General features: G+C 58.8%; 24 protein-coding genes and 1 pseudogene. 21 read left to right on the top strand and 4 right to left on the bottom strand.

Annotation, left to right across the window (positions count from 1 at the left end; genetic code table 11):
* Positions 1–8: 8 nt before the first annotated feature.
* Positions 9–1,499 (bottom strand): DUF1254 domain-containing protein, encoded by a 1,491-nt coding sequence (locus tag PMI34_RS26500; protein WP_008045486.1) that lies wholly within the window; start codon positions 1,497–1,499, stop codon positions 9–11.
* Positions 1,500–1,608: 109 nt separating this feature from the next.
* Positions 1,609–2,676, bottom strand: a complete 1,068-nt coding sequence (locus PMI34_RS26505) for an alpha/beta fold hydrolase (protein ID WP_008045485.1) — start codon at positions 2,674–2,676, stop codon at positions 1,609–1,611.
* Between the two features lie 324 nt (positions 2,677–3,000).
* Between PMI34_RS26505 and PMI34_RS26510 the strand changes: the two genes are divergently transcribed.
* A complete protein-coding gene (locus PMI34_RS26510) occupies positions 3,001–3,459 on the top strand; it encodes a cupin domain-containing protein (RefSeq protein WP_008045484.1) in 459 nt (152 codons plus the stop codon).
* Here the strand turns inward: PMI34_RS26510 and PMI34_RS27750 are convergent.
* Positions 3,416–3,682 (bottom strand): annotated as a pseudogene (locus PMI34_RS27750) (IS5/IS1182 family transposase); the annotation flags it as partial. The gene PMI34_RS26510 and the pseudogene PMI34_RS27750 sit on opposite strands and share 44 nt — an antisense overlap.
* Before the next feature lie 115 nt (positions 3,683–3,797).
* Between PMI34_RS27750 and PMI34_RS26515 the strand changes: the two are divergent.
* The 20 genes from PMI34_RS26515 (at position 3,798) to PMI34_RS26605 (ending at position 23,264) form a co-directional block, all read left to right on the top strand.
* Positions 3,798–4,715: an NAD(P)-dependent oxidoreductase gene (locus PMI34_RS26515; protein WP_007987865.1), complete on the top strand. Its 918-nt coding sequence runs from the start codon at positions 3,798–3,800 to the stop codon at positions 4,713–4,715.
* On the top strand, positions 4,709–5,023 hold the full coding sequence (locus tag PMI34_RS26520; protein WP_007938251.1) for an NIPSNAP family protein: 315 nt from the start codon (positions 4,709–4,711) through the stop codon (positions 5,021–5,023). The genes PMI34_RS26515 and PMI34_RS26520 overlap by 7 nt, the downstream gene beginning before the upstream one ends.
* A gap of 15 nt (positions 5,024–5,038) precedes the next feature.
* The gene (locus PMI34_RS26525; RefSeq protein ID WP_008045482.1) at positions 5,039–5,971 is read left to right on the top strand and encodes a VOC family protein; all 933 of its coding nucleotides are present in this window, start codon (positions 5,039–5,041) and stop codon (positions 5,969–5,971) included.
* Positions 5,964–6,341, top strand: a complete 378-nt coding sequence (locus PMI34_RS26530) for a YciI family protein (protein WP_008045481.1) — start codon at positions 5,964–5,966, stop codon at positions 6,339–6,341. Before PMI34_RS26525 ends, PMI34_RS26530 begins: the two co-directional genes overlap by 8 nt.
* A gap of 10 nt (positions 6,342–6,351) precedes the next feature.
* A complete protein-coding gene (locus tag PMI34_RS26535; protein ID WP_008045469.1) occupies positions 6,352–7,305 on the top strand; it encodes a fumarylacetoacetate hydrolase family protein in 954 nt (317 codons plus the stop codon).
* A 183-nt stretch (positions 7,306–7,488) separates the two neighbouring features.
* On the top strand, positions 7,489–8,436 hold the full coding sequence (locus PMI34_RS26540) for a SphA family protein (protein WP_007971582.1): 948 nt from the start codon (positions 7,489–7,491) through the stop codon (positions 8,434–8,436).
* A gap of 86 nt (positions 8,437–8,522) precedes the next feature.
* Positions 8,523–9,758 (top strand): MFS transporter, encoded by a 1,236-nt coding sequence (locus tag PMI34_RS26545; protein ID WP_008045467.1) that lies wholly within the window; start codon positions 8,523–8,525, stop codon positions 9,756–9,758.
* Between the two features lie 187 nt (positions 9,759–9,945).
* Complete coding sequence (locus PMI34_RS26550; protein WP_008045465.1) at positions 9,946–10,809, top strand: VOC family protein; 864 nt, start codon at positions 9,946–9,948, stop codon at positions 10,807–10,809.
* A complete protein-coding gene (locus PMI34_RS26555) occupies positions 10,806–11,510 on the top strand; it encodes a class II aldolase/adducin family protein (protein ID WP_177318789.1) in 705 nt (234 codons plus the stop codon). Before PMI34_RS26550 ends, PMI34_RS26555 begins: the two co-directional genes overlap by 4 nt.
* An 18-nt stretch (positions 11,511–11,528) precedes the next feature.
* Complete coding sequence (locus PMI34_RS26560) at positions 11,529–12,989, top strand: 2-hydroxymuconic semialdehyde dehydrogenase (protein WP_008045461.1); 1,461 nt, start codon at positions 11,529–11,531, stop codon at positions 12,987–12,989.
* Positions 12,990–12,999: 10 nt separating this feature from the next.
* Entirely contained in the window at positions 13,000–13,782 is a 783-nt protein-coding gene (gene dmpE, locus PMI34_RS26565) for a 2-oxopent-4-enoate hydratase (protein WP_007971588.1), read from the top strand.
* An 11-nt stretch (positions 13,783–13,793) separates the two neighbouring features.
* The gene (dmpH, locus tag PMI34_RS26570) at positions 13,794–14,597 is read left to right on the top strand and encodes a 2-oxo-3-hexenedioate decarboxylase (protein ID WP_008045458.1); all 804 of its coding nucleotides are present in this window, start codon (positions 13,794–13,796) and stop codon (positions 14,595–14,597) included.
* Between the two features lie 16 nt (positions 14,598–14,613).
* Complete coding sequence (locus PMI34_RS26575; protein ID WP_007971593.1) at positions 14,614–14,814, top strand: 2-hydroxymuconate tautomerase family protein; 201 nt, start codon at positions 14,614–14,616, stop codon at positions 14,812–14,814.
* Positions 14,815–14,849: 35 nt separating this feature from the next.
* Positions 14,850–15,788: an acetaldehyde dehydrogenase (acetylating) gene (locus tag PMI34_RS26580; RefSeq protein ID WP_007971595.1), complete on the top strand. Its 939-nt coding sequence runs from the start codon at positions 14,850–14,852 to the stop codon at positions 15,786–15,788.
* 10 nt (positions 15,789–15,798) lie between these two features.
* Complete coding sequence (gene dmpG / locus PMI34_RS26585) at positions 15,799–16,818, top strand: 4-hydroxy-2-oxovalerate aldolase (RefSeq protein WP_007987889.1); 1,020 nt, start codon at positions 15,799–15,801, stop codon at positions 16,816–16,818.
* 47 nt (positions 16,819–16,865) lie between these two features.
* Positions 16,866–17,333, top strand: a complete 468-nt coding sequence (locus tag PMI34_RS0126955; protein ID WP_238538743.1) for a LysR family transcriptional regulator — start codon at positions 16,866–16,868, stop codon at positions 17,331–17,333.
* A 1-nt stretch (position 17,334) separates the two neighbouring features.
* The gene (locus tag PMI34_RS26590; RefSeq protein WP_007938271.1) at positions 17,335–18,978 is read left to right on the top strand and encodes an acetolactate synthase large subunit; all 1,644 of its coding nucleotides are present in this window, start codon (positions 17,335–17,337) and stop codon (positions 18,976–18,978) included.
* Positions 18,979–19,006: 28 nt separating this feature from the next.
* A complete protein-coding gene (gene gabD / locus PMI34_RS26595) occupies positions 19,007–20,449 on the top strand; it encodes an NADP-dependent succinate-semialdehyde dehydrogenase (protein ID WP_008045456.1) in 1,443 nt (480 codons plus the stop codon).
* A gap of 186 nt (positions 20,450–20,635) precedes the next feature.
* Positions 20,636–21,913 (top strand): 4-aminobutyrate--2-oxoglutarate transaminase, encoded by a 1,278-nt coding sequence (gene gabT, locus PMI34_RS26600; protein WP_008045454.1) that lies wholly within the window; start codon positions 20,636–20,638, stop codon positions 21,911–21,913.
* 136 nt (positions 21,914–22,049) lie between these two features.
* A complete protein-coding gene (locus PMI34_RS26605) occupies positions 22,050–23,264 on the top strand; it encodes a response regulator (protein ID WP_008045451.1) in 1,215 nt (404 codons plus the stop codon).
* A gap of 125 nt (positions 23,265–23,389) precedes the next feature.
* Here PMI34_RS26605 and PMI34_RS26610 read toward each other — a convergent pair whose 3' ends face one another.
* Positions 23,390–24,379 carry a GGDEF domain-containing protein gene (locus tag PMI34_RS26610; protein ID WP_008045449.1) on the bottom strand — a complete coding sequence of 330 codons (990 nt, stop codon included), beginning with the start codon at positions 24,377–24,379 and terminating at the stop codon, positions 23,390–23,392.
* Between the last annotated feature and the right edge of the window lie 263 nt (positions 24,380–24,642).

The following is a 24,642-nucleotide window of genomic DNA, read 5'->3' as shown; positions in this document are numbered from 1 at the left end:
AGTCCTTTTCAATTGGTTTTCACCACCGCCGGTGGAGTCCAGTCGCCGTCGAGGGCATCGGCTTGCGGCCAGTAGGCGCGGATGTACAGCGAGAATTCGGCGTCTTTGGGCGAGGGCAGCCAGTTGCTTTCCTTGTCCTTGCCCGGTGATTCGCTTTGCACGTAGATAGTCAGCGAGCCGTCAGGGTTGGTTTGCAGGGATTTGTTCTTGGTGCCGATGGAATAGCGTTTGAGCTCGTTCGGCGAGAAAAAGTGCTGTTCGTTGTACAGCGTCAGTGACCAGAACCCCTTGACCGGCGGCAGCTTGCCTTTGGCGAACGTCACGCTGTAGCCGTATTGGCCGTTGAGGCGCAGGCCGTTCTCATCCAGGTCCTGATAGAAGTATTTGGTCTCTTTCTGCTGATTGACGAATATGTTCGAGCGCGCCACGGCGGTACGGGTGAAATAGTCGGTACCGAACGCTGCGCCGTTGCTCACGGTGCTCCAGTGATTGGGCAATTGCAGGCCGTAGTTGCGGAACTGCAATAGTGGGTCGATCACCTCTTTGTCGGTTTTTTTCGCCTCGTCGATCATCGCGGCGCGCAGTTGCGGGTCGGCCTTGGCGATGGCCGCGAGGGCGGCCATTTGCCCGTAGCGGGCTTCTTCGCCCGGCAATGGCTTGGCGTCCCTGAGCAGGGCCGGCAGTTCATCGAAGAACTTCTCCGGTACCACCCATTTGGTTTCGGCGTTGCCTTCAGAAGCCTGGGCCGGGAATTTCGGCAGCCTGGCCCAGTTGCGCTTCTTCATATTGCCGTCGTACTGCGACAGCGGGTACATGTCGATGCCCGACAATGCCGGCTGCACGGCCAGGCGGTCGGCGGCGGTGTCGTCCTGGAATACCCGAGGGATCACGAACCCGGTGTTCGTACGCGAGCGGTACACCCGTTTGATGCCGGGCGGCACCTTGCCATTCCAGTCCGGGCCGACCAACAGGTAGAAACCTGGCTGGGTGTTATACATTTTGCCCAGTTCGGCGAAGCTGTCGGAGCGCAGGTCGACCACCTGATACACCCAGAAACGGCCGTCGAAGTCCGGCACTTGCAGCACCACCGGTTCAAGGTCCAGGGCGATGCTGCCGGCGCCGTACACCACATCCTGGTTCGGGCAAGCCACCAGGCGCTCGGCCGGGTCGATGTAGTCGCTGAGCATCGACAGCCGATTGATCGGGGCCACGGGTACGATGCCGCCCATCAAGCCGGGTTCGGGCAGGTCCTTGAAGGCCTGGCGACGATTGAAGATGTTGGCCATCGGCCAGGCCCAGAAATACGCCTCGCGCGCCATCATGCGCACGTACGGTTCAGTTATTTTGGTGCCGGCGACAGGGCCTGAGACAGGGCTGGCGGCCGGCGCGGCGACAGTGGCTGGTGCCGCGTAACCCGGAGTACCCGACAGGGCTGCGGCTGTGAGCGTACTGGCGAAAGTCAAGGCGAAGAGGGCATGGCGCCGGGGCAAACGATTCATGAAGCGTCCTTACTTGTTGGCAGTCACCTGATGCAGGTGATTCGCTCTCAAGATAGCTCATCTTTACCCCTGTGCCGTTCAACGCAGGCGCGAATGCGTCAGATCGCCCTCAAAGGTGATCGGCATCGATCACCGCCTTGGCGAACGCCCGCGGATCTTCCTGCGGCAGGTTGTGGCCGATGCCGCCGCTGATCAGCCGGAACTCGTATTTGCCGGTGAAGCGTTTGGCATAGTCTTCAGGCGCCGGGTGCGGAGCGCCATTGGCATCGCCTTCAAGGGTAATGGTCGGCACGCTGATGGAAGGCGCCGTGGCCAGTTTCTGCTCCAGTGGTTCGTATAGGCTCTCGCCCTGGACCAGGCCCAGGCGCCAGCGGTAGTTGAACACAGTGATGTCGACATGGTCGGGGTTGTCCAGCGCCTTGGCGCTACGGTCGAAGGTGGCGTCATCGAACGTCCATTTCGGCGAAGCCAGTTGCCAGATCAATTTGGCGAAGTCGTGGGTGTTTTTCTCGTAACCGGCGCGACCACGATCAGTGGCGAAGTAGAACTGATACCACCACTGCAATTCCGCCTTGGGTGGCAGCGGGTTCTTGCCGGCGGCCTGGTTGCCGATCAGATAACCGCTGACCGAGACCAGCGCCTTGACCCGTTCCGGCCACAGCGCCGAGACAATATCGGCCGAACGCGCACCCCAGTCGTAGCCACCGAGTACCGCTTGCTTGATCTTCAGGGCATCCATGAAGTCGATGACATCACTGGCCAGCGCAGCCGGCTGGCCATTGCGCAGGGTTTTATCGGACAGGAAGTGCGTATCGCCATAGCCACGGGCGTAGGGCATCAGCACCCGATAACCTTTGGCGACCAGCAACGGCGCGACCTCGTCATAGCTGTGAATGTCATACGGCCAACCGTGCAGCAGGATCACCACCGGTCCGTTGGCCGGGCCAGTTTCGGCGTACGCCACGTCCAGCAACCCGGCGTTGACATGCTTGAGAGGGCCGAACGGCGAGGGCGCCGCCTGTGTGGTACCGGCAGGGGCCACTGCCGGCTGCGCGGTGGCGGCCGTTTGTGCGTGGGCCGCGCCGAGTACGCCGAACAGCGTCAGCGCGAGGATCGAAGGGCCGACCAGGTGGCGACGAGTCTTGCCCGGGTTGCTGTTGCGCAGTGCCATCTTCATGGGATCTCTCCATTACCAGTCATGGGCCAGGGGTTCCGTCCGAGCCCCTTCAAACCTTGCATGCATTGAAGCGCGCAAACGTATCTGGGCTGTGTCCAATCGTCGGCCGGATGAAAGGCTGTGTATCGAGGTGTCGCGCCGATACACTCTGATACACAGCTGGTGAGCAGAGTCGAAACTGACGGGAGCCGAATCACCCAATGGCGGGACAGGGTGCCTGGCAAGGATAAAAGCCAACTCGACTAAAGCACTATTTAGTCGAGTTATGTCGCTAAACACATTGGATATGCCAATAAGTTCGCGAATTATCGGCAAAGAGGCAAGATGACTCAGCGCGCCCGGAAAATTGCAGACTTGATCGAAGCCCTGGGCCTTGAGCCCCATATCGAAGGTGGATTCTTTCGCAGAACCTACCAATCGGACGACCAGAACATGGTTGTGACTGCGGGTGGCCAACGGCATTGCATGACGTCGATTTTCTATCTATTGACCGAGGATTCTCCGATCGGCCATTTCCATCTCAACCAGTCAGACATCGTTCATTACTATCATCTGGGCGATCCGATTCAGTACACGCTGATTTTTCCGGACGGCACATTGAAAACCATCGTGATGGGTCACGACGTTCTCGCCGGACAATGCTTGCAGCTGCATGTGCCCGGTGGCATCTGGAAAGCTTCGCAGGTAATGCACGGCGCGGCAGGATTCGGCTTGATCAGTGAAGCTGTTTCGCCAGGCTTTGATTTCGCGGATATGGAAATGGGCGACCGGCAAATTCCTTGAGTTTCTGCATCTGTGTTTTCAGTGTTTCTATCTTTTCTTTAAGCCGCTCTGCTTTGGCCTCGGCCACTTCGGGCGTTGCCCGATCCGCCGAATCTATCGCCGCCAGATATCGATCAATGCTCTGCTCGATCTGCTGCATGCGTGACTTCACCTTGCCCTGAGTGAAGTTGCGGTCGCGGTTGGCTGAGGCGTCGAGCCTACTCCAGCCCCTTCGTATAACGCTTGCTTCTACTTATTCATAACCCGAGCTGTTTGCTCCAAAACCCGGCTGCGCCTAGGTTAGCGCCTAGCCGAGCTTCAAGCTTTGCGTAAAAGAACAACAACAAGAGAGGCGAATAATGCCTGTGATAACCATCGGTATGGTGGGAATCGGCCAGCTTGGCCTTCCTATCGCAACCAACCTGCTTGCGGCCGGATTTCGCGTTGTCGGTTACCGACGTCGAGATCGCGAGGCCTTCATCCGTCAGGGTGGCATCGCGCTCGAAAGCCCAGCCGCCGTAGCGGCGCAATCAAACTTCATCCTCACTTGCCTGCCCAGCGAAGTGGCCCACATGGAAATCATGGAGGGGCCTGATGGCCTGCTTCAGTCCATAGGGCCGCAGCACACGCTCATCGAGATCGGCACCTATCACAAAGCCTTCAAGCAACGAATGGCTCAGCGTATCGAACAACGTGGTGCACGGGTGTTGGAAGCGGAGGTCAGTGGTACTCCATCCATGGTTTCCCTACGCAAGGCTTCCTTGTTTCTGGGCGGTGACCCTGACCTGGTGGAGCACTGCAAGCCTGTGCTCGATGCGATCGCCGACATCCAGTTCCACATCGGTGGATTTGGGTGCGCGGTCGCGATGAAATTGATCGCCAACTATCTGGTGACTATTCACACCCTGGCCGCAGCCGAGGCGCTGAACCTTGGCGTGAAAGCAGGGTTCAGCGCACAGCAGGTGGTTGAGGTGATACGCCAAAGTGCGGGTGGTTCAACGATGTTCAGCGCAAGAGCACCGATTATGGCTGATCGTCATTTCCTACCGGCGCCAGGACCTTTCGCCACGCTGGAAAAGTACATCGACATGGCCAGTGAGCTGTCCGAGGAACTCGGTAGCGCCGCGCCTCTGTTCAATGCCGCCAAGCCCTACTTTCTAAGGGCTATCGAAGAAGGCATTGGTGAAGAAGATATCTCGGCAGTGATCAAGTTGATCGAAGCCGACTCCCAGGCCGACTCCCAGGCACCTTCCAAAAAAGAGAAAACAACATGCTGATTGAACAACGTACCTATCAACTCAAGCCTGGCGCGCTGCACGAATTCCTGCGTGCTTACGAGGAGGAGGGGCTGCCACTTCAGGGCGAGGCACTGGGCAATTTGATCGGGTATTTCAAGCCTGAAACGGGGGACATCAATCGGGTCATTCAGTTGTGGGGATATTCCAGCTACGAGGACCGTGCCCAACGCCGCGCGGCGCTGTCCAGCGATCCAAGATGGCGTACGTTCCTTGGTAAGAACGGTCATCTGGTGGTTGCCCAGCAGGTTGAGCTGTTGAGCGCCGCACCCTTTTCCCCTATTCGTTAAGTAGGAGCATCCAAGATGATTCGTTCTCTACAACACGTAGGCGTGACTGTTCCGGATCTGGAAGTGGGTCGTTCCTTCTACGAAGCTGTCGGGCTCGAAGCCCGCATGGCCGGTGATCATTTGGTGTTGCGCTGTAAGGGGCGCGCCCAGGATCAAGTGCGACTGATGCCCGGCACCACAAAGCGCCTGAGTTATATCTCGTTTGGTACCGATGCTGAGGGCTTGCAGACTATTCGAGAAAGCCTCAGCTACCACGGTGTGGTCATCCATCCAGCACCGTTTGATATCGGGCAAGACGGATTGTGGTTTCGTGATCCGTCCGGCGATTGGGTTCACGTCACTGACGCCGACTCAATGCCGTTAGCTCCTTTGCCGACACCAGAGTCGAACACCCCGGGCCGTTACCGCCGCATCGGTCAGCGCGGCTGCACACCGTCCTCGAAGTTGCGTCGAGTGACGCCGTTGCGCTTGGGTCACTTGATCAAATTCACCCCCGATGTGGATCGTTCGATTGATTTCTATACCCGGGTGCTAGGGATGAAAGTCTCTGATCGCGCGGGGGACAAGATCGCCTTTCTACGGTGTGGCTGCGGCGGTGATCACCATGTACTTGGTCTGGCCAAGAGCAGCCATAGCGGTCTGCATCATCTCAGTTTTGAGGTGATGGGTATTGATGAGATCGAATTGGGCGCTCAACACCTGATGAGCCTGGGCTACGAAAGCGCTTTTGGCCTTGGACGACATGTGGCCGGCTCCAACTACTTTCATTACGTCCGCGACCCTTGGGACAGCATGGTCGAATACTTCTGGGACATCGATGTCATTCCCGAAGATGACAGCGAATGGCTGGCTATCGATGGGGCGCCGCCAGACCTGATCGCCGTGTGGGCAACGAATCCACCGCCTGAGGCGTTCATTCAAAACTTCGAGGCGGCGCGTGATGAGTGATAGCTCTACGACCAAGGAACTGCTGGCAGGGATGTTGAACAAGCCGCTGTTCGTGGTCATGCGTACGCCACGGGACCTGACCCGCGTACCAGAGCTACTGGACGCCCACTTGAAGTGGGCGATTCTGGCGCAACAACGCGGCGAGTTGTTCGCTTCCGGGCCCTTTGTCTCGGATCAGACCTTTCCCGGTGAGCTGGGGGGTATGAGCATTCTGCGTGCAGCGGATCAGGCCGAAGCGCTGCGCATTGTCCGGTCAGATCCCTTTATTGCCCACGGTGTTTATGACGTAGAGGTACGCAAGTGGCTGCTCATGGAAGGCGGCCTCACGCTTCACGTCAGTTTTTCCAACCAACGCTTTTCGCTCCTGTGATGGTGGTCCCATGAAGTATCAGCTTTTCACCTATCGGACGGATGTCCAGTCAAACGCTACCGGCCTCCTGGTTGGCGAATACGCCTATGACCTTGGTCAGCTTGTGGCCAAGGCCGGTCTTGAGTTGCCGACAGCTTCCATCGATACATTGCTCGAGAGCTGGGAGACGACCAATCCGCAGCTTCAAAAGCTTGCAGTGACAGTGTTTGAAGCGCCAGTGCTCTATGAGTCGCAGCGGCTTGATCTTGCCACGTTGCACTTTGCTCCGTTTCTGGAACGTCCAGGCACGATCTATTGCGCGGGAGCAAACTATCGTGACCATGTCGAAGCCATGGCCCGTGCGTTCAACATGAAACTGTCGCTGGATCCGCGCAGCGAGGGCATTGCTCCCTGGCATTTCATCAAGCCCGGCCGCGGCAGTCTGGTCGCCCACAAGCAAACGGTGGACTTTCCGGCAGGTGTCCGCATGCTCGATTGGGAAGCCGAGTTGGCGGTGGTGATTGGCAAGCGAGCGTCGCGTGTCTCCATTGAAGAGGCGCTCGACTACGTGGCGGGTTACACATGCGCCAATGACCTGTCGGCGCGTGATCGACTGCGTCGCGAGCAAGTCGATCCCAGCTCGCCGTTTCGCTTCGACTGGATTGGCCACAAATGCTTCACGGGTTCTTGCCCGCTGGGCCCGTACCTGACGCCGGCACAATTTGTCAAAGATCCCGAGAACCTGGATATCAAGCTGTCGAGGAACGGCGCGTGGGTACAGGATTCCAATACCCGCAACCATATGTACGGCGTTGCAGAGCAGATTTCCTATCTGAGCCAGACCATCGATCTGTTTCCCGGTGATGTTCTGTTGACGGGAACACCGGCAGGCGTGGGCATGGAAAGCCACACATTCCTGGACCGCGGCGATGTATTGAAAGTCTGCATCGAAGGGCTCGGCGAGCTGGAAACCACTATTCGGTAACACCTTGCGAAGGCTGGGCAATCAATGCCCGGCCGTTGAATAACTCAACTGTTTGCAGCGTCCTGACAAATGACGGTGTGCATCGTTGCGCCTGAAATTTGCCAGTCGCTTTTAACTAACGCCAGCACTGAAAGCTGCAAAAAAACTCTCCTCCGTCATACAAAAATAACAATGGAACATGAGATGAGCACACCAAGATCACATAGCCAGTGCGCGACAAGCGCCTGGATCAGTACCCTCTGCATCGGCCTTCTGTGCGTTCCGCTTGCCCAGGCAACTGAGGGCGGCGGCAGTTCATACCCACTGGGTGTGAATACGGTCGGCGCGGGAAAGATGCCACCGCCAGGCTTTACCGAGTTCTTCTACTTGTCCGACTACAGTGCGAACAAGACGCTGGACGGCGATGGCGATAAAAAACCAGGTATTCACAACTTTGACCTTGATATACAGGCACTGTCGATCCGGGTGGATTACGTCTATCAGGACTTCTCGATACTGGGTGCCAAGCTGGCCAGTCGCATTGCGTTGCCCTTGGTCAAGGGCGACATCAGCTTTGATGTCGATACACCAGCAGGGCGCGTTCATCGCAGCGACCACCAAGAAGGCATCGGCGATCTGACGGTGGTTCCTTTTGTATTGGGGTGGAGCTCGCCACGGTACCACCAGCTACTCGGTCTGGATGTGTTTGTACCCGTCGGGGACTACGACAAGGATCATCTTTTCAACCCGGGTCGAAACACATGGGCCTACGGGCCTTGGTATTCCTTTACCGCCTATCCGCTGGAGAACCTGGAGGTGAGCGCCAAGCTCATCTACATGATCAATGGCGAGAACTCCGATACTCACTATCGCTCCGGCCGTGAGTTCAACGCCGACTACAACATCGGCTACAACATCACTCGCGAATGGCAAGTGGGCGTGAACGGCTACCTGTACAAGCAGCTCACCGATGATGAGAAAAATGGCCAGACCTACCTGGACGGTAACCGTGGCCAAGTCGCCGCAATCGGCCCCGCGATCAAATACCAGACCCCGGCAATCGGGTTTGTCATGAAATGGCAGCACGAAACGCTGGTCGAGAACCGAGCCGAAGGTGATCGAATCTGGCTGCAGGCCGTTTACCGATTCTGAACGTTGCGTCCTTCATGGGGAGCCATAAACAACGTGGCGTCCCTGGAACGAACATCACTATCCAATAAATAGAAACAGGTGAAATCGTGACTGGAATATCCAAGTGGCATGTACTGATCGGTGGATTTATCGCCTACCTTTTTGATGCAATGGAGATCATTCTGTTAACGCTCGCGCTGCCCGTTATCCGCCAGGATCTGGGTTTCAGCCTCCATGAGGTGGGGGCGCTGGCTAGCGCTACATTGCTGGGGATTGGTGTGAGCGGTGTTGCCACAGGCTGGTACTCCGACAACTTCGGCCGGCGCGACGCTCTGATTGCATCGCTGGCGATCTTCGGTGCGCTGACCTGTGTATTTGCATTCGCTCATGACCTCTACGTAATGGCGGGCTTGAGGTTTCTCTCTGGCCTTGGGCTTGGCGGGGTATGGACGATCCTCTCGGCTTATATCGTTGAAACGTGGCCGCCCAAGCAGCGCGCCAGAGCCATATCCTTCGTGATCAGTGCCTTCCCGGTTGGCGCCATCGCCGCTGCCCTGGCGGCAAAGTTCATGCTGCCGGAATGGCGTTTGATGTTTTTCGTGTCCGGCGCCTCTGTGATCCTGCCGATTATTTATGTGTATTTCCTGATTCCGGAATCTCCGGCCTGGAAGGCTCAACGCGATACTCAGGGCACCACTGCGCAGCGGATATCCGTCAGCGAGATTTTTTCGCCTGAGCTACTTCGTTACACCCTGCTGGGGTCTCTTGCAGCCAGCTTTGCGTTGCTTGGTTCCTGGGGCGTCAGCACGTGGCTGCCCACCTACCTGATACAGGACCGTGGCTTGAGTCTGGCGTCGATGACCAGCTTTATGGCGGTTCTCCATCTTGGGAATTTCTGTGGCCTGAACGTATTCGGCTTCATCGCCGACCGTATTGGCAAGCGGCTTACGATTGTCATATCGCTGTTACTCACATCAACGATGGCGCTGGTCTATGTCTATACCACCCAGACTCAATCGTTGATCTGGATAGGGGCGGGGTACGCATTTTTCATGGTGTTCGCCGGGTTGTTCGGTTCTTACTTCAGCGAAATGTATCCCATCCGGGTGCGAACGCTTGGGGCGGGTTTCTGTTTCAACGTGGGCCGAGGCCTGGCGGCTTTTGCCCCCGTGCTGCTCAGTGGCATTGCCAGCTTTTATAGCCTGGCGGCGGGACTGATGGTGTGCGCCGGGTTCTACGTCATCTCCGCATTGTTTGTGATCTCCATGCCTAGGAATAAAACAGTTTGCGAGGTGAGTACGCAGGCAGGCACTGCAGACATTGGAAAGCAGGCCATCGGTTGATCTGATTCATTGGTTCCAATGCCTCGTATCCACGGATACGGGGCATTTTTTTTCCAAAAAACTGACTGCAGAGGGTTATACGCCTATAAATTTTTCAGATAGTGCGAATAACTAATATTTGCTTCTTTTATTTATTGGGCGACGGGAAGATGAGTCCCAGACAACAATAAATAAGAGGACATCCCTCATGATCAACCTGCATGACATTCGGTATATACGGCTGGGCACCGCAAATCTGGACGAGGCACGTCGTTATGCCACTCAGATCCTTGGGTTGCAGATTGCCCGAGAAGCCAACGGCGCGGTGTACTTCCGATCGGACAGCCGAGACCATACGCTCTGCTATTACGAGGGCGATCCGCAAGAAACCACAACAGCGTTCGAAGTCAGAACAGCACAGGACCTGGAAGACGCAGCGGTCTTGCTGGAGCGTAATGAATTCAACGTACAGCATGGCTCACGTGCAGACGCTGAAGTGCGCTATGTCGACGACTTCATTCGCTTCAAAGATCCCAGCGGCAACAACATCGAGCTGGTCTTGCGTCCCCAGGCAAGCGGGCGACGCTATTTTCCGAGTCGCGATGCCGGTATCACCGGTTTCAGCCACATTGGCTTGCGCACCATGAATGCCCGGCGTGATGAACTGTTCTGGACTCAGCTGGCAAACGCCAGGGTCAGTGACCGAATTGGCGAGGCGCCGCTGCTGCGCATCGATGAGGTCCATCACAAGATCGCCTTGTTCCCTTCGTCCCACCCCGGTGTGCAACACATCAACCACCAGGTCGAGTCCGTCGATGACTTGATGCGTGCCTATTACTTCCTGGTTGAGCGGGGCATACGCATCCTCTTTGGTCCGGGCCGCCACCCCACCTCGGGCGCGATGTTCCTCTACTTCGAGGGACCTGACGGCATGACCTACGAATACTCGACAGGGGTCAGCCTGATCTCTCCAGAGAATGATGCAAGCCACCAGCCTCGGCAGTTTCCGGCGGAGGGCGCGGGATTCTGCGCCTGGGGTGCGAAGCCTGACATTCCGGAATTCAAATCGTGAGTCGCTTGCCAATACCCGGCCGCGAGGAGCAGTCGCAGGTGCGCGTGGCTGCGCGCGCTTTGGCCCGTGCGGGTCTGGTGCATGCCTACGGGCACTGCAGCCTGCGCCTGGATGAGGAGCACTTTCTGGTATGCGCCGCGCAACCGATGGGTTTGATCCAGCCGGGCGAGTCAGGAATCGTGGTACCGGTCAATGGTGAGTTGCCCGACGGCGTGCTGGGTGAGGTTCGTATCCACCAGCAAATATACCGTCGTCGCCCGGACGTCCACGCCGTGATCCGAAGCATGCCTGCCCAGGTCATGACCCTGTCATGCGCAAGGCTCACACCTCAACCGCGCCATGGCATGGGCAGCTATTTGCAGCAGCCAATCCCGCTGTGGGACGACCCGCAGCTGCTGCGCAGCGACGACCAAGCCAGCGCCTTGGCCAATCAATTAGGGCAGGGGAATGCGCTGGTCATGCGTGGCAACGGCGCCATCGTCGTTGGCGCGTCACTGATCGAAGCGTTGACGCTGACCTGGTACCTGGAAGACGCCGCGCGGATTGAATTGCAACTGCACAGCGCTGGTCTTGCAGCCCTTGGGCCGGTACTCGACCCACAGGCCTGCGCGCGACGGGCTGTCACCAGCGGCCGAATTTACGAACGTATGTGGGAATACCTGACGGCGGGTGACCCCGAAGCCAGCGCTCCAGCCAACTAGAAAATGAAGGAACACCTTATGCCTGCTAAAGAATTCCGCCATTTCATCAATGGTGAATGGGTGAGTAGCACCCGTACCTTCGAGAACCGCAACCCAGCCGATAACAGCCTGATCGGCTTGGTGCACGAGGCCGGCAAAGCTGAGGTCGACGCCGCCGTGCAAGCTGCGCAAGCTGCATTGAAAGGCCCTTGGGGCAGCATGACCGTCGCCCAGCGAACGGCCCTGTTGCACAAAGTGGCGGAGGGCATCGAACGTCGCCATGAAGAGTTTGTGGCTGCGGAAGTGGCCGATACCGGCAAACCCCGCGCACTCGCCGGGCACTTGGACATTCCCCGTGGCGCGGCCAACTTCAAGGTGTTCGCCGACCTGATCAAGAATGTGCCGACTGAAAGCTTCGTGATGGACACCCCTGACGGTGGCAAGGCGGTGAACTACAGCGTGCGAGCACCACGTGGCGTCATCGCTGTTGTTTGTCCCTGGAATCTGCCGCTGTTGCTGATGACCTGGAAGGTTGGGCCGGCCCTGGCCTGTGGCAATACTGTGGTGGTCAAACCCTCCGAAGAGACCCCGGCCACTGCCACGCTGCTCGCCGAAGTCATGAATGAAGCCGGCGTGCCACCGGGTGTGTACAACGTGGTGCATGGTTTCGGCGGTGACTCGGCCGGTGCCTTCCTCACCGCTCACCCAGAGGTCAATGGCGTCACCTTCACCGGTGAAACCGGCACGGGCGAGATCATCATGAAGGCCGCAGCCAAGGGTATCCGCCCGGTATCGCTGGAACTGGGCGGCAAGAACGCAGGCATCGTTTTTGCCGATGCGGACCTGGAAAAAGCCGTCAAAGGACTGGGGCGCGCCGTGTTCGAGAACAGTGGCCAGGTCTGCCTGGGTACCGAGCGCATCTACGTCCAACGTCCGCTGTTCGAGCGTTTTGTCGCTGCGTTCAAGGTCCACGCCGAAGGCATCAAAGTGGGTGACCCGAACCAGCACGACAGCACCATGGGACCGGTGATCTCGCTCGGTCACCGCGAAAAAATTCTCTCTTACTGCCGTCAGGCTATCGCCGACGGTGCCACCGTGGTCCACGGCGGCGGCATCGCCCAGGTACCGGATCATTTGGCCGAAGGCGCCTGGTTCGAGCCGACGATCTGGACCGGCCTTGCGGAAACCTCGGCCGTGGTGCGCGAGGAAATCTTCGGTCCGGTTTGCCACATCGCACCTTTTGATACCGAAGAAGAAGTCGTCCGCCTGGCTAACGACACTCCCTACGGCTTGGCCGCCAGTGTGTGGACTAGCAACCTGCAGGTCGCCCATCGTCTGGGCAGTGCACTGGACGTGGGTGTTTGCTGGATCAACTCGTGGTTTCTGCGCGACCTGCGTACCGCTTTCGGCGGTGCCAAGCAGTCGGGTATCGGTCGTGAGGGGGGCGTGCATTCGCTTGAGTTCTACACCGAGCTGCGCAACGTCTGCGTGCGGCTGTAAGGAGCTATTCATGAATAAGCAAGAGATTAACGTTCTCGGCCACCAACTGCACCAGGCCCTCTGCAATTGCGAGGCTCTGGCACCGTTGACTGACACCTATCCGGATATGACCCTGGAGCAGGCCTATCAGGTGCAGCTGTCGATGATTCAGCGACGTCTTGACGATGGCCAAAGGATCATTGGAAAAAAGATCGGGGTCACCAGCAAAGTGGTGATGGACATGCTCGGCGTCGATCAACCGGACTTCGGTCATCTGCTCTCGGACATGCTTTACGCCGATGGCGCCGCAATCGCCATCGACGGCTTGATCGCACCCAAGGCCGAAGGCGAAATCGCGTTCGTGCTCAAGGAAGACCTGCGTGGCCCGGGCATTACCGTCGCCGATGTGCTGCGCGCCACCGCCTATGTGATGCCGTGCTTCGAGATCGTCGATTCGCGCATCCGTGACTGGAAGATCCGCATCCAGGACACCGTCGCCGACAACGCCTCCGCCGGGGCTTTCGTCTTGGGCGGGCAGGGCGTGGCCCCGCGTGACGTGGACCTGGCTTGTGTCGGCATGACACTGGAAAAGAACGGTGAAGTGGTTGCCACTGGCGCCGGCGCTGCGGCCCTCGGCCACCCGGCGAATGCCGTGGCCTGGCTGGCCAACAAACTCGGCCAGCTTGGCATTGGCCTGAATAAGGGCGAAGTCATCCTCTCCGGTTCACTGGCGGCCATGGTGCCGGTCAAGGCCGGTGATCAATTGCGCATCAACCTGGGCGGCATCGGCTCGGCCTCCGTTCGTTTCGTTTGAAGGAAATCCTTATGAATCTCTCTGCAGCAACTATCGCCCAACTGGCCGAACACCTGGAAAATGCCGAGCTCAACCGAGAGGCGGTGGCCAAGATTACCGACGCTCACCCCGACATGGACTGGGAAGACGCCTACGCCATTCAGGACACCATTCGCCAACGCAAAGAGTCACGCGGTGTACGTATCGCCGGCCTGAAAATGGGCCTGACGTCTTTCGCAAAAATGAAGCAAATGGGGGTCACTGACCCGATCCACGGCTTCCTTACGGACTACGGCTCTTGCCTGGACGGCGCGGCTATCGATGTTGACGGGTTGATCCATCCCAAGGTCGAGGCCGAGATCGCCTTTGTCCTCAAGCATCCGCTCAAGGGACCGGGCGTGCATATTGGCGACGTATTGGCGGCTACCGATTTTATTTTGCCGGCAGTTGAAGTGATCGACTCGCGCTACGAGAACTTCCGCTTCGATCTCAAGAGCGTCATTGCCGACAACACCTCTTCGGCACGCTTCGTCACCGGCGGACAAATGAGTGGCGTGCAGGGCATTGACCTTAAATGCCTGGGTGTGGTGCTGGAAAAGAACGGCGAAGTAGTCGCCACCGGTGCCGGCGCCGCGGTGCTCGGGCATCCGGCGCAGAGCGTCGCCATGCTGGCCAACATGCTCGGTGCCAAGGGGCGTGAACTGCCGGCGGGCTGCTTCATCATGACCGGTGGCATCACCGAGGCCATTGCCGTTGCTGCCGGGGACAACATCACCGTCCGCTACCAGCATTTGGGCAGCGTCTCCATGCGCTTCACTTCGTCCAGCCAGCGTTGATCCGGAGCTATCGACCATGCCTATCGCCATGATCCACCTCGCCGAAGGACGCAGTGAAGAGAAGAAGCATGCACTGTTGCTCAACGTCACCCAGGCCATCGCGCAAAGCCTCGATGTGCCCGTAGATAGCGTACGCGTGCTGCTTCAAGAGATTCCCGAAACCCAGTGGGCTGCGGGTGGCAAGACCCTTGCCGAACGCCGGCGTGGTAACGCCTGATCCCAGGCTGTGTGCAACGACAGGACACAATAACAATGAGCAATCCAATCAGCGTCGCAATCATCGGCTCGGGCAACATCGGCACTGACCTGATGATCAAGATTTTGCGTCACGGCAAGCACCTGAAAATGGCCGCTATGGTCGGCATCGACCCGACCTCTGATGGTTTGGCCCGCGCCCAACGCTTGGGCGTGGCGGTGACCCATGAAGGTGTTGAAGGCCTGACCCGCATGGACGAATTCAAGGACATCGACTTCGTCTTCGATGCCACCTCGGCCGGCGCCCACGTAAAAAACGACGCCTTCCTGCGCTCGATCAAACCCGGTATCCGTCTGATCGACCTGACACCTGCAGCCATCGGCCCGTATTGCGTGCCGGTGGTCAATCTGGAACAGAATCTCGGCCAACTCAACGTCAACATGGTCACCTGCGGTGGCCAGGCGACCATCCCCATGGTCGCAGCAGTATCACGCGTGGCCAAGGTTCACTACGCCGAAATCGTCGCCTCGATCGCCAGCAAGTCCGCGGGTCCCGGCACTCGTGCCAACATCGACGAATTCACCGAAACCACCTCCAAGGCTATCGAAGCGATCGGCGGCGCAGCCAAGGGCAAGGCGATCATCGTGATGAACCCGGCCGAACCGCCGCTGATGATGCGTGACACGGTGTTTGTGCTGTCCGAAGCCGCTGATCAGACACTGGTCGAGGCCTCCATCGAAGAGATGGCGGCCGCCGTACAGGCCTATGTGCCGGGCTATCGCCTCAAGCAAAAAGTCCAGTTCGACGTCATCCCTGAAGACGCACCACTGAACATACCGGGTCTTGGCAAGTTCTCCGGTCTCAAGACCTCAGTGTTCCTCGAAGTCGAAGGCGCCGCCCACTACCTGCCAGCCTATGCCGGCAACCTCGACATCATGACTTCCGCTGCCTTGGCCACCGCCGAGCGCATGGCACAGTCGATGCTCAACGCCTGAGGAGACCGACATGACTTTCAATCCCGGCAAAAAACTCTACATCTCCGACGTCACCCTGCGCGACGGCAGCCACGCGATTCGTCACCAGTATTCGCTGCAGAACGTGCAGGACATCGCCCGCGCCTTGGACAAAGCCAAGGTCGATTCGATCGAAGTGGCGCACGGTGATGGCCTGCAAGGGTCGAGCTTCAACTACGGCTTCGCCGCCCACACCGACCTGGAATGGATCGAAGCCGCCGCCGATGTGATCAGCCACGCCAAGATCACTACCTTGTTGTTGCCCGGCATCGGCACCGTGCATGACCTGAAAGCAGCCTACAACGCCGGTGCCCGGGTGGTGCGCATCGCCACTCATTGCACCGAGGCCGATGTGTCGAAACAGCACATCGAATATGCCCGCGAACTGGGCATGGACACCGTCGGTTTCCTGATGATGAGCCACATGATTCCGGCCGAGCAGTTGGCCGCCCAAGCCAAGTTGATGGAGAGCTACGGCGCGACCTGCGTGTACATGGCCGACTCCGGTGGGGCGATGAACATGCAGGACGTGCGCGAGCGTTTCCGTGCGTTCAAGGCGGTGCTCAAGCCGGAAACCGAAACCGGCATGCACGCCCACCACAACTTAAGCCTGGGCGTGGCCAACTCCATCGTCGCGGTGGAAGAGGGCTGTGACCGCATTGACGCCAGCCTGGCTGGCATGGGGGCGGGGGCGGGCAACGCGCCATTGGAGGTGTTCATCGCTGCCGCCGAGCGACTGGGCTGGAATCATGGCACCGACCTCTACACCTTGATGGATGCCGCCGATGACATCATCCGTCCGCTGCAGGACCGTCCGGTGCGGGTAGATCGCGAGACGCTGGCGCTGGGTTATGCAGGCGTTTACTCCAGCTTTCTTCGCCATGCCGAAGCGGCGGCCCAGCGCTATGGGTTGCGTACCGTCGACATCCTGGTCGAATTGGGTCGGCGAAAAATGGTCGGTGGGCAAGAGGACATGATCGTCGATGTGGCGCTGGACCTGACACGACGTTGAGTTATCACGCGTCCGCATAACACTCAAGAACTCCAGCTTTACTGCACTTGCCGGTCGAAGCCCACGACGCTTTGCTGGCAAGTGCAGTGTTTTGGTTTCTGAATATCAGTCAGGGCGCTGTGATGAAAGATATAAATCTGCTCTATACCTTTGAGTCGTTGTGGCGAGACCACTCCGCTTCAATTGCGGTGCAGAATCTGGGTGTTACGCAGGCAGCCGTCAGCGGGTCGCTCAAGCGGTTACGAAACGACTATGGTGACAGGTTGTTTACGCTGGTAGGTCGCCGAATGGAACCGACACCGTTTTGTGTCCATATCGCGCTGCGACTGTTGGCCTCCCTTGCGATGGTCAGGGAGGCTGGAAGCCAAATGCCGGTGTTTGATCCGAAAAGTTGTGAAAAGACATTTACCATCAGAATGCGCAACGTTGGCGAAGTCGTTAGGTTCCCCGCCATCGTAAGCGAATTGTCCAAGGTTGCACCTCAAGCACAGATACATGATTTTAGAGGAGAGTGAAATGCTCAAGGCTTCAGACGTCGTAGTGCAGTGCCTCGAGAATGAGGGCGTAGAGTTCGTGTTCGGGATTCCTGGTGAAGAGAACCTGGATTTACTTGAATCACTCAGGCGCTCCAACATCCGGCTCGTTCTCACTCGACATGAGCAATCGGCTGGTTTCATGGCGGCAACCTATGGCCGGTTAACCGGCAAAACGGGAGTCAGCTTATCGACCCTTGGCCCTGGCGCTACGAACCTGGTCACTGCTGGCGCCTATGCCTACTTGGGTGGAATGCCAATGCTCATGATTACAGGGCAGAAGCCAATCAAAAAGTCCAAGCAGGGCCGTTTCCAGATTCTTGATGTTGTTGGGATGATGCAACCGCTGACCAAGTACACCCACCAGTTGGCGTCCGCTGACAACATTCCCTCGCGTGTGCGTGAAGCCTTCCGCCTTGCTGAGGAAGAGAAGCCCGGAGCGGTTCATCTTGAACTTCCCGAGGACATCGCCGCGGAGCAGACCGAAAGCCGGCCAATTCCTCCGAGCCTGCATCGTCGCCCGCTGGCCGAACACAAGGCCATCGAGGCCGCAGTCGAGAAATTGCAGACAGCCCGTAGCCCGATCCTGGTGATTGGTGCCGGCGCCAATCGCAAGATGACTGCCAAGGTACTCAAGCAACTGATCGACAAGACCGGCATCCCTTTTGTCACCACTCAGATGGGCAAAGGTGTGGTAGATGAGCGTCATCCACGCTTCCTTGGCAATGCCGCACTGTCTTCCGGCGACTTCGTGCACCGTGCTGTCGAGGCGGCTGATCTGATCGTAAACATTGGCCACGACGTGATTGAGAAACCGCCATTTTTCATGGTCCGTGGCGGCACCGAAGTCATCCACATCAACTTCCGCTCCGCCGAGGTCGATCCGGTGTACTTCCCGCAGGTCGAAGTGATCGGCGATATCGCCAATGCTGTTTGGCAGATCGGCGAATCCTTGAATGACACTTCACACTGGGACTTCACCCGCCTTATGACGATCCGTGAATCCAACGAGGCCCAAGTGATCGAGGGCGCGGACGACAACCGTTTCCCGATCTACCCGCAGCGCTTTGTCGCCGACGTGCGTCGTGCCATGCCCTCCGAAGGCATCGTGGCTCTGGATAACGGCATCTACAAAATCTGGTTCGCGCGCAACTACAAGGCACATAAACCCAACACCGTACTGTTAGACAATGCCTTGGCAACGATGGGTGCGGGCTTGCCTTCGGCGATGGCTTCACATTTGGTCTATCCGGATCGTCCTGTGGTAGCTGTGTGCGGTGACGGCGGCTTCATGATGAACAGCCAGGAGCTGGAAACCGCTGTACGTTTGAAGATGAACCTGACGGTCATCATCCTACGCGATGATGGCTACGGCATGATCCGTTGGAAGCAGTCCAACATGGGGTTCACTGATTTTGGCCTGGACTACGGCAACCCGGATTTCGTCATGTATGCGCGAAGCTATGGTGCCAAGGGCCACCGGGTGGAAAGCGCCGAAGGCTTCTTGCCGCTACTGCAGCGCTGCATCAGTGAGCCGGGTGTGCACGTTATCGATTGCCCGGTGGATTATTCCGAGAACGATTTCATTCTGAACCATGAGCTTAAAAGACGTAGCGCTTTGGTTTAAGCCAACCCCATTCAGAAAAGGAAACGTCATGCAGCTGAAAGACACTCAGTTGTTCCGCCAGCAAGCCTTCATCGATGGCGCTTGGGTAGATGCGGACAATGGTCAGACGATCAAGGTCAACAACCCGGCAACGGGCGAAATTCTGGGCACCGTACCGAAAATGGGCGCTGCCGAAACCCGCCGTGCGATCGAAGCCGCTGACAAAGCGCTGCCGGCCTGGCGTGCACTGACCGCCAAAGAACGTGCGACCAAGCTGCGTCGCTGGTTCGAGCTGATCATCGAGAACCAGGACGACCTGGCTCACCTGATGACCCTGGAGCAAGGCAAGCCATTGGCCGAAGCCAAGGGCGAGATCGTTTACGCCGCTTCCTTCATCGAATGGTTCGCCGAAGAAGCCAAGCGCATCTACGGTGACGTGATTCCGGGTCACCAGCCAGACAAGCGCCTGATCGTGATCAAGCAGCCAATCGGCGTGACCGCTGCAATCACCCCGTGGAACTTCCCGGCTGCAATGATCACCCGTAAAGCCGGCCCGGCCCTGGCCGCCGGTTGCACCATGGTGCTCAAGCCTGCTTCGCAAACTCCGTTTTCCGCCTTCGCCCTGGCCGAACTGGCCCAGCGTGCCGGCATCCCGGCTGGCGTGTTCAGCGTTGTTTCCGGCAGCGCCGGCGACATCGGCAGCGAGCTGACCAGCAACCCGATCGTGCGCAAGCTGTCCTTCACCGGTTCGACCGAAATCGGCCGTCAACTGATGTCGGAATGCGCCAAGGACATCAAGAAAGTCTCCCTGGAACTGGGCGGCAACGCGCCGTTCATCGTGTTCGACGATGCGGACCTGGATAAGGCCGTCGAAGGCGCGATCATTTCCAAGTATCGCAACAACGGCCAGACCTGCGTCTGCGCCAACCGCCTGTACATTCAGGATTCGGTCTACGACGCCTTTGCCGAGAAGCTGAAAGTGGCTGTGGCCAAGCTCAAGATCGGTAACGGTCTGGAAGCCGGCACCACCACTGGCCCGCTGATCGACGAAAAAGCCGTGGCCAAGGTGCAAGAGCACATTGCCGACGCCGTTTCCAAAGGCGCCACCGTGCTGTCCGGCGGCAAGCCGATGGAAGGCAACTTCTTCGAGCCGACCATCCTGACCAACGTGCCGAACAATGCGGCCGTGGCCAAGGAAGAAACCTTCGGTCCATTGGCTCCGCTGTTCCGCTTCAAAGACGAAGCCGACGTGATCGCGATGTCCAACGACACCGAGTTCGGTCTGGCCTCGTACTTCTATGCCCGCGACCTGGGTCGTGTGTTCCGTGTGGCAGAAGCCCTGGAATACGGCATGGTCGGCGTCAACACCGGGTTGATCTCCAACGAAGTCGCGCCGTTCGGCGGCATCAAGGCCTCGGGCCTGGGCCGTGAAGGTTCCAAGTACGGCATCGAGGATTACCTGGAAATCAAATATCTCTGCCTGGGCATCTAACCTCGCAAGAGCATTGCTTCAAGCGCAAAGGGCACGAGAGCGCTGTCCCTTTGCGCCGCTTCAAACCGGAATTTTCTCTGTGGTCGGGAAAGCTGTGGCAGTCGATCATCGCATGCTGCCTTAGTTACCTCCCCACCGCTTAATCCTTGAACCACGCCGACCGATGAGCGGCGAATGAGGAATGTAATGAGCAAGACTAACGCTTCTTTGATGGCCCGCCGTACCGCTGCTGTACCACGTGGTGTTGGCCAGATTCACCCGATCTTCGCCGATTCCGCGAAGAACGCGACCGTAATCGACGTTGAAGGTCGTGAGTTCATCGACTTCGCCGGCGGTATCGCCGTACTGAACACCGGCCACGTGCACCCGAAAATCATCGCCGCCGTGACCGAGCAGCTGAACAAGCTGACCCACACTTGCTTCCAGGTGCTGGCCTACGAGCCGTACGTAGAAGTGTGCGAAAAAATCAACGCCAAGGTCCCAGGTGATTTCGACAAGAAAACCCTGCTGGTGACCACCGGCTCCGAAGCCGTGGAAAACTCCATCAAGATCGCCCGTGCCGCCACCGGCCGTGCCGGCGTGATCGCCTTCACCGGCGCTTACCACGGTCGCACCATGATGACCCTGGGCCTGACCGGTAAAGTCGTGCCTTACTCGGCCGGCATGGGCCTGATGCCAGGCGGCATCTTCCGCGCGCTGTACCCGAACGAACTGCACGGCGTGAGCATCGACGACTCGATCGCTTCCATCGAACGCATCTTCAAGAACGACGCCGAGCCGAAAGACATCGCCGCGATCATCATCGAGCCAGTTCAGGGCGAAGGTGGTTTCTACGTCGCGCCCAAAGAGTTCATGAAGCGTCTGCGTGCCCTGTGCGACCAGCACGGCATCCTGCTGATCGCTGACGAAGTACAGACTGGCGCTGGCCGTACCGGTACTTTCTTTGCCATGGAACAGATGGGCGTTGCCGCCGACCTGACCACCTTCGCCAAATCCATCGCTGGCGGCTTCCCGTTGGCCGGTGTGTGCGGCAAGGCCGAATACATGGACGCCATTGCTCCAGGCGGCCTGGGCGGCACCTACGCCGGTAGCCCGATCGCTTGCGCCGCGGCCCTGGCCGTGATGGAAGTGTTCGAAGAAGAGCACCTGCTGGATCGTTGCAAGGCTGTTGGCGAGCGTCTGGTAACCGGCCTGAAGGCCATCCAGGCCAAGTACCCGGTGATCGGCGAAGTCCGTGCCCTGGGCGCGATGATCGCTGTCGAGCTGTTCGAAAACGGCGACAGCCACAAGCCGAACGCCGCAGCCGTGGCGTCCGTTGTGGCCAAGGCTCGCGACAAGGGTCTGATCCTGCTGTCCTGCGGCACTTACGGCAACGTTCTGCGCGTCCTGGTACCGCTGACCTCGCCGGACGAGCAACTGGACAAAGGCCTGGCGATCATCGAAGAGTGCTTCTCCGAGCTCTGATCACCCAGTGTGACCTGATCCACAAAAAACCCGCTTCGGCGGGTTTTTTCATGCCACTGGAAACACATCCCGCGCATTAGCGCTGTATCGAATGGCCAGCATTGGCTAAGGTTCCTGCATTGCCAGGGAGAGCTGTATGACAACTGTCATTTTACCCGCCGTTCCAAGAGTCCTGATTGCCGAGGCCGACCCCTGGTCCCGGGATTTGCTCAAGGAAGTGTTGTTGAACGTACGCTGCGATGCGCGGCTGGATTTGTGTGCCGATGGTCAGCAAGCGCTGGAGTTATTGGCTGCCAACCCCTATGACCTGGTGATCGCCGACTGGGAGTTGCCGGGCGTCGATGGCCTGAATGTCCTGCGCAATGTCCGTCAGCGCAAACGCAATCCGCCGCTGCCCTTCATTCTGATGAGCAGTCGCAACGACAGTGCCAGTGTGCGCGAGGCCTTGCCGTTGGTGCCGGCTGCGTACCTGACCAAACCCCTGAATATGGAAAGCCTGACTCAGCGGTTGCAGGGGCTGCTGCTGAACGCTGGCGAAGAAGTCTCGTGCGAGGTGCCGGCGCTGGCACCGGGCATGACGTTGTCGGTGTTTCTGGAGCGTCGACGGGAATTGGCCGACGGCGCGCCGCTGATGACCGACGTGCAAGTGGCGGTCAAGCGCAGCCTCAATCCCAATGGCCTCGACCTGACGGTGCTGGAAGACGAAATCCGCACCGATCCGCAGGTCACGGCCGTACTGATCGCCGCTGCCAACAGCGCGGCCCAGCACCACGGCGCCGGTGTGCAAACCCTGTCCCAGGCGCTGCATCGGCTGGGCACGGGGCAAAGCATGAACCTGATTCTCGGCCTGGCGCTCAAGCGCAGTGCCCGGCTCAGCGATCCGCAATTGGCCGACTATGCCGAGCGTTACTGGGATCTGTCGCTGCACACCGCCGAATACGCGCGAACCCTGGCGCGCCTGCTCGATCTGGATCAGGAGCGCTGCTATTGCGCCGGCATGTTGCATCGTCTCGGCGATCTGGCGTTGCTGCGCTGTTTGCAGGAATGGCAACAGGCTGGTGGCGAACTGGACGAGCAGGAGGAAGTGGGCGAAGCGCTGGTTGAATTTGGCGCGGCCTATGGTTCAGCCCTGCGCACGCGCTGGCGTCTACCGCTGGAGTTGCGGGAGTTGATTGCGGCGGCCTACCAGCTCGGTGGCGGGGTTTACTCCCGCGAAGCGCTGGTAATGAACATGGCGGCGCAGATGGCGCGCCTGACCGAGCATGAGGGCATCGAAGAGCTGGCGAAGAGCCGGACGGCGCGGTTGCTCAAGATCGGCTTGCCTGAATTGATGCGCTTGCGCAAGAAGTAAGCTCGCCACTTACCCCTGTGGGAGCGGGCTTGCCCGCGATGGGGCCATCACATCCAACATCGTTGTAACCTGATAGTCCGCTATCGCGGGCAAGCCCGCTCCCACAGGTTTGAGTGCAAGGCCGGTCAGGCAGTAACAATCCGGTTCTTGCCCTCGCGCTTGGCCTGGTACATCGCGGCATCCGCGCGGGAAAACAGGTTTTCCACGTTTCCGTCCGCGGCGGTCAGGCTGGTCAGGCCCTGGCTGACGGTGATGCCGAACGTCTGGCCTTCATGGGTGAAACGCAATCGCTGAATCTGCTGTTGCAAGCGCTCAGCCACTTGCAGGGCCATCTTCGGCGTGCACCCGGGAAACACCGCTGCGAATTCCTCACCGCCAATGCGCCCGAACAGGTCGCCACGGCGCAACGCTGCGCGGCCGCTATCGGCGATACGTTGCAACACGTTGTCGCCTTTCTGGTGACCGTAGGTGTCGTTGATGATTTTGAAGTCATCGATGTCCAGCATCAGAAACGACAGCGGTTCGCCCTTTTGCCGGGCGCGTGTGAACTCGCGGTGGGCGCATTCGAAGAAATGCCGGCGGTTGCTGCTCTGGGTCAGGGCGTCGGTGGTGGCCAGGCGGTGCAGTTCACTTTCCATCCGCTTCTTGTCGGTGATGTCTTCGGCGATACCGACGATGATCACCGGTTGCCCCGGTTCGGCCTGGCGGTTGACGTAGCATTTGTCGCTGAGCCAGCGCACCTGCCCGTCGGCGGCAATGATTCGATACTCGCGGTCTTCGACGGCGCCCTTGTCCAGCACTTCGGCCAGGCTGCGTTCGGCGTAGTCCAGGTCTTCAGGGTAAATGCTGCCGCGCCATTGGTTGCAGTCGGCCAGCAGCCGTTCGACCGAACGGCCAAAGATCCGTTCGTAGGCGGGGCTGACGTAAAGCACCCGGCGGGTTTCCCAATCGAATGCCCATAGCACCGCGTTGACGCTCATCAGCAAGGTATTGAGCAGCTGTTCGCGTTCGCTCAGGCGTGCGACTTCGCATTGGGCGTGAATCAGCGCAATCAGGGTCTGCGCGGCCTCGGGCCTATGTGACGGAGATGAGTCTTGCAGGTTTTTCTGGGCCATCGACACAAATCTCAAAGGGCATGCGGCCAACACCAAGCCCGCCGGGGATGGCGAAGTGTCTTTGAGATAGGGCTTTTTAGATGAAGTTCCCGCCTTTTGTGGCGAGGGCGCTTGCTCCCGCCGGGCGGTATTGATGACGCGATTTTTCGGCCAGGCCACAAACCAATGTGGGAGCGGCGGTGCGGCGATCCGACTTGCTCGCGAAGGGGGTGTGTCAGTCACCTTTTATGTCGACTGACTCGACCCCTTCGCGAGCAAGCCCG

Source organism: Pseudomonas sp. GM74 (genome assembly GCF_000282455.1).
Classification (GTDB): Bacteria; Pseudomonadota; Gammaproteobacteria; order Pseudomonadales; family Pseudomonadaceae; genus Aquipseudomonas.
Note: the sequence above shows the minus strand (reverse complement) of the source record. Positions and strands in the feature narration are given on the sequence as shown.

Bases quoted from the DNA above. Each gene is read 5' to 3' on its own strand.
- PMI34_RS26500 (WP_008045486.1), bottom strand. From the start codon at position 1,499: ATGAATCGTTTGCCCCGGCGCCATGCCCTCTTCGCCTTGACTTTCGCC.
- PMI34_RS26505 (WP_008045485.1), bottom strand. From the start codon at position 2,676: ATGAAGATGGCACTGCGCAACAGCAACCCGGGCAAGACTCGTCGCCAC.
- PMI34_RS26510 (WP_008045484.1), top strand. From the start codon at position 3,001: ATGACTCAGCGCGCCCGGAAAATTGCAGACTTGATCGAAGCCCTGGGC.
- PMI34_RS26515 (WP_007987865.1), top strand. From the start codon at position 3,798: ATGCCTGTGATAACCATCGGTATGGTGGGAATCGGCCAGCTTGGCCTT.
- PMI34_RS26520 (WP_007938251.1), top strand. From the start codon at position 4,709: ATGCTGATTGAACAACGTACCTATCAACTCAAGCCTGGCGCGCTGCAC.
- PMI34_RS26525 (WP_008045482.1), top strand. From the start codon at position 5,039: ATGATTCGTTCTCTACAACACGTAGGCGTGACTGTTCCGGATCTGGAA.
- PMI34_RS26530 (WP_008045481.1), top strand. From the start codon at position 5,964: ATGAGTGATAGCTCTACGACCAAGGAACTGCTGGCAGGGATGTTGAAC.
- PMI34_RS26535 (WP_008045469.1), top strand. From the start codon at position 6,352: ATGAAGTATCAGCTTTTCACCTATCGGACGGATGTCCAGTCAAACGCT.
- PMI34_RS26540 (WP_007971582.1), top strand. From the start codon at position 7,489: ATGAGCACACCAAGATCACATAGCCAGTGCGCGACAAGCGCCTGGATC.
- PMI34_RS26550 (WP_008045465.1), top strand. From the start codon at position 9,946: ATGATCAACCTGCATGACATTCGGTATATACGGCTGGGCACCGCAAAT.
- PMI34_RS26560 (WP_008045461.1), top strand. From the start codon at position 11,529: ATGCCTGCTAAAGAATTCCGCCATTTCATCAATGGTGAATGGGTGAGT.
- dmpE (WP_007971588.1), top strand. From the start codon at position 13,000: ATGAATAAGCAAGAGATTAACGTTCTCGGCCACCAACTGCACCAGGCC.
- dmpH (WP_008045458.1), top strand. From the start codon at position 13,794: ATGAATCTCTCTGCAGCAACTATCGCCCAACTGGCCGAACACCTGGAA.
- PMI34_RS26575 (WP_007971593.1), top strand. From the start codon at position 14,614: ATGCCTATCGCCATGATCCACCTCGCCGAAGGACGCAGTGAAGAGAAG.
- PMI34_RS26580 (WP_007971595.1), top strand. From the start codon at position 14,850: ATGAGCAATCCAATCAGCGTCGCAATCATCGGCTCGGGCAACATCGGC.
- dmpG (WP_007987889.1), top strand. From the start codon at position 15,799: ATGACTTTCAATCCCGGCAAAAAACTCTACATCTCCGACGTCACCCTG.
- PMI34_RS26590 (WP_007938271.1), top strand. From the start codon at position 17,335: ATGCTCAAGGCTTCAGACGTCGTAGTGCAGTGCCTCGAGAATGAGGGC.
- gabD (WP_008045456.1), top strand. From the start codon at position 19,007: ATGCAGCTGAAAGACACTCAGTTGTTCCGCCAGCAAGCCTTCATCGAT.
- gabT (WP_008045454.1), top strand. From the start codon at position 20,636: ATGAGCAAGACTAACGCTTCTTTGATGGCCCGCCGTACCGCTGCTGTA.
- PMI34_RS26605 (WP_008045451.1), top strand. From the start codon at position 22,050: ATGACAACTGTCATTTTACCCGCCGTTCCAAGAGTCCTGATTGCCGAG.
- PMI34_RS26610 (WP_008045449.1), bottom strand. From the start codon at position 24,379: ATGGCCCAGAAAAACCTGCAAGACTCATCTCCGTCACATAGGCCCGAG.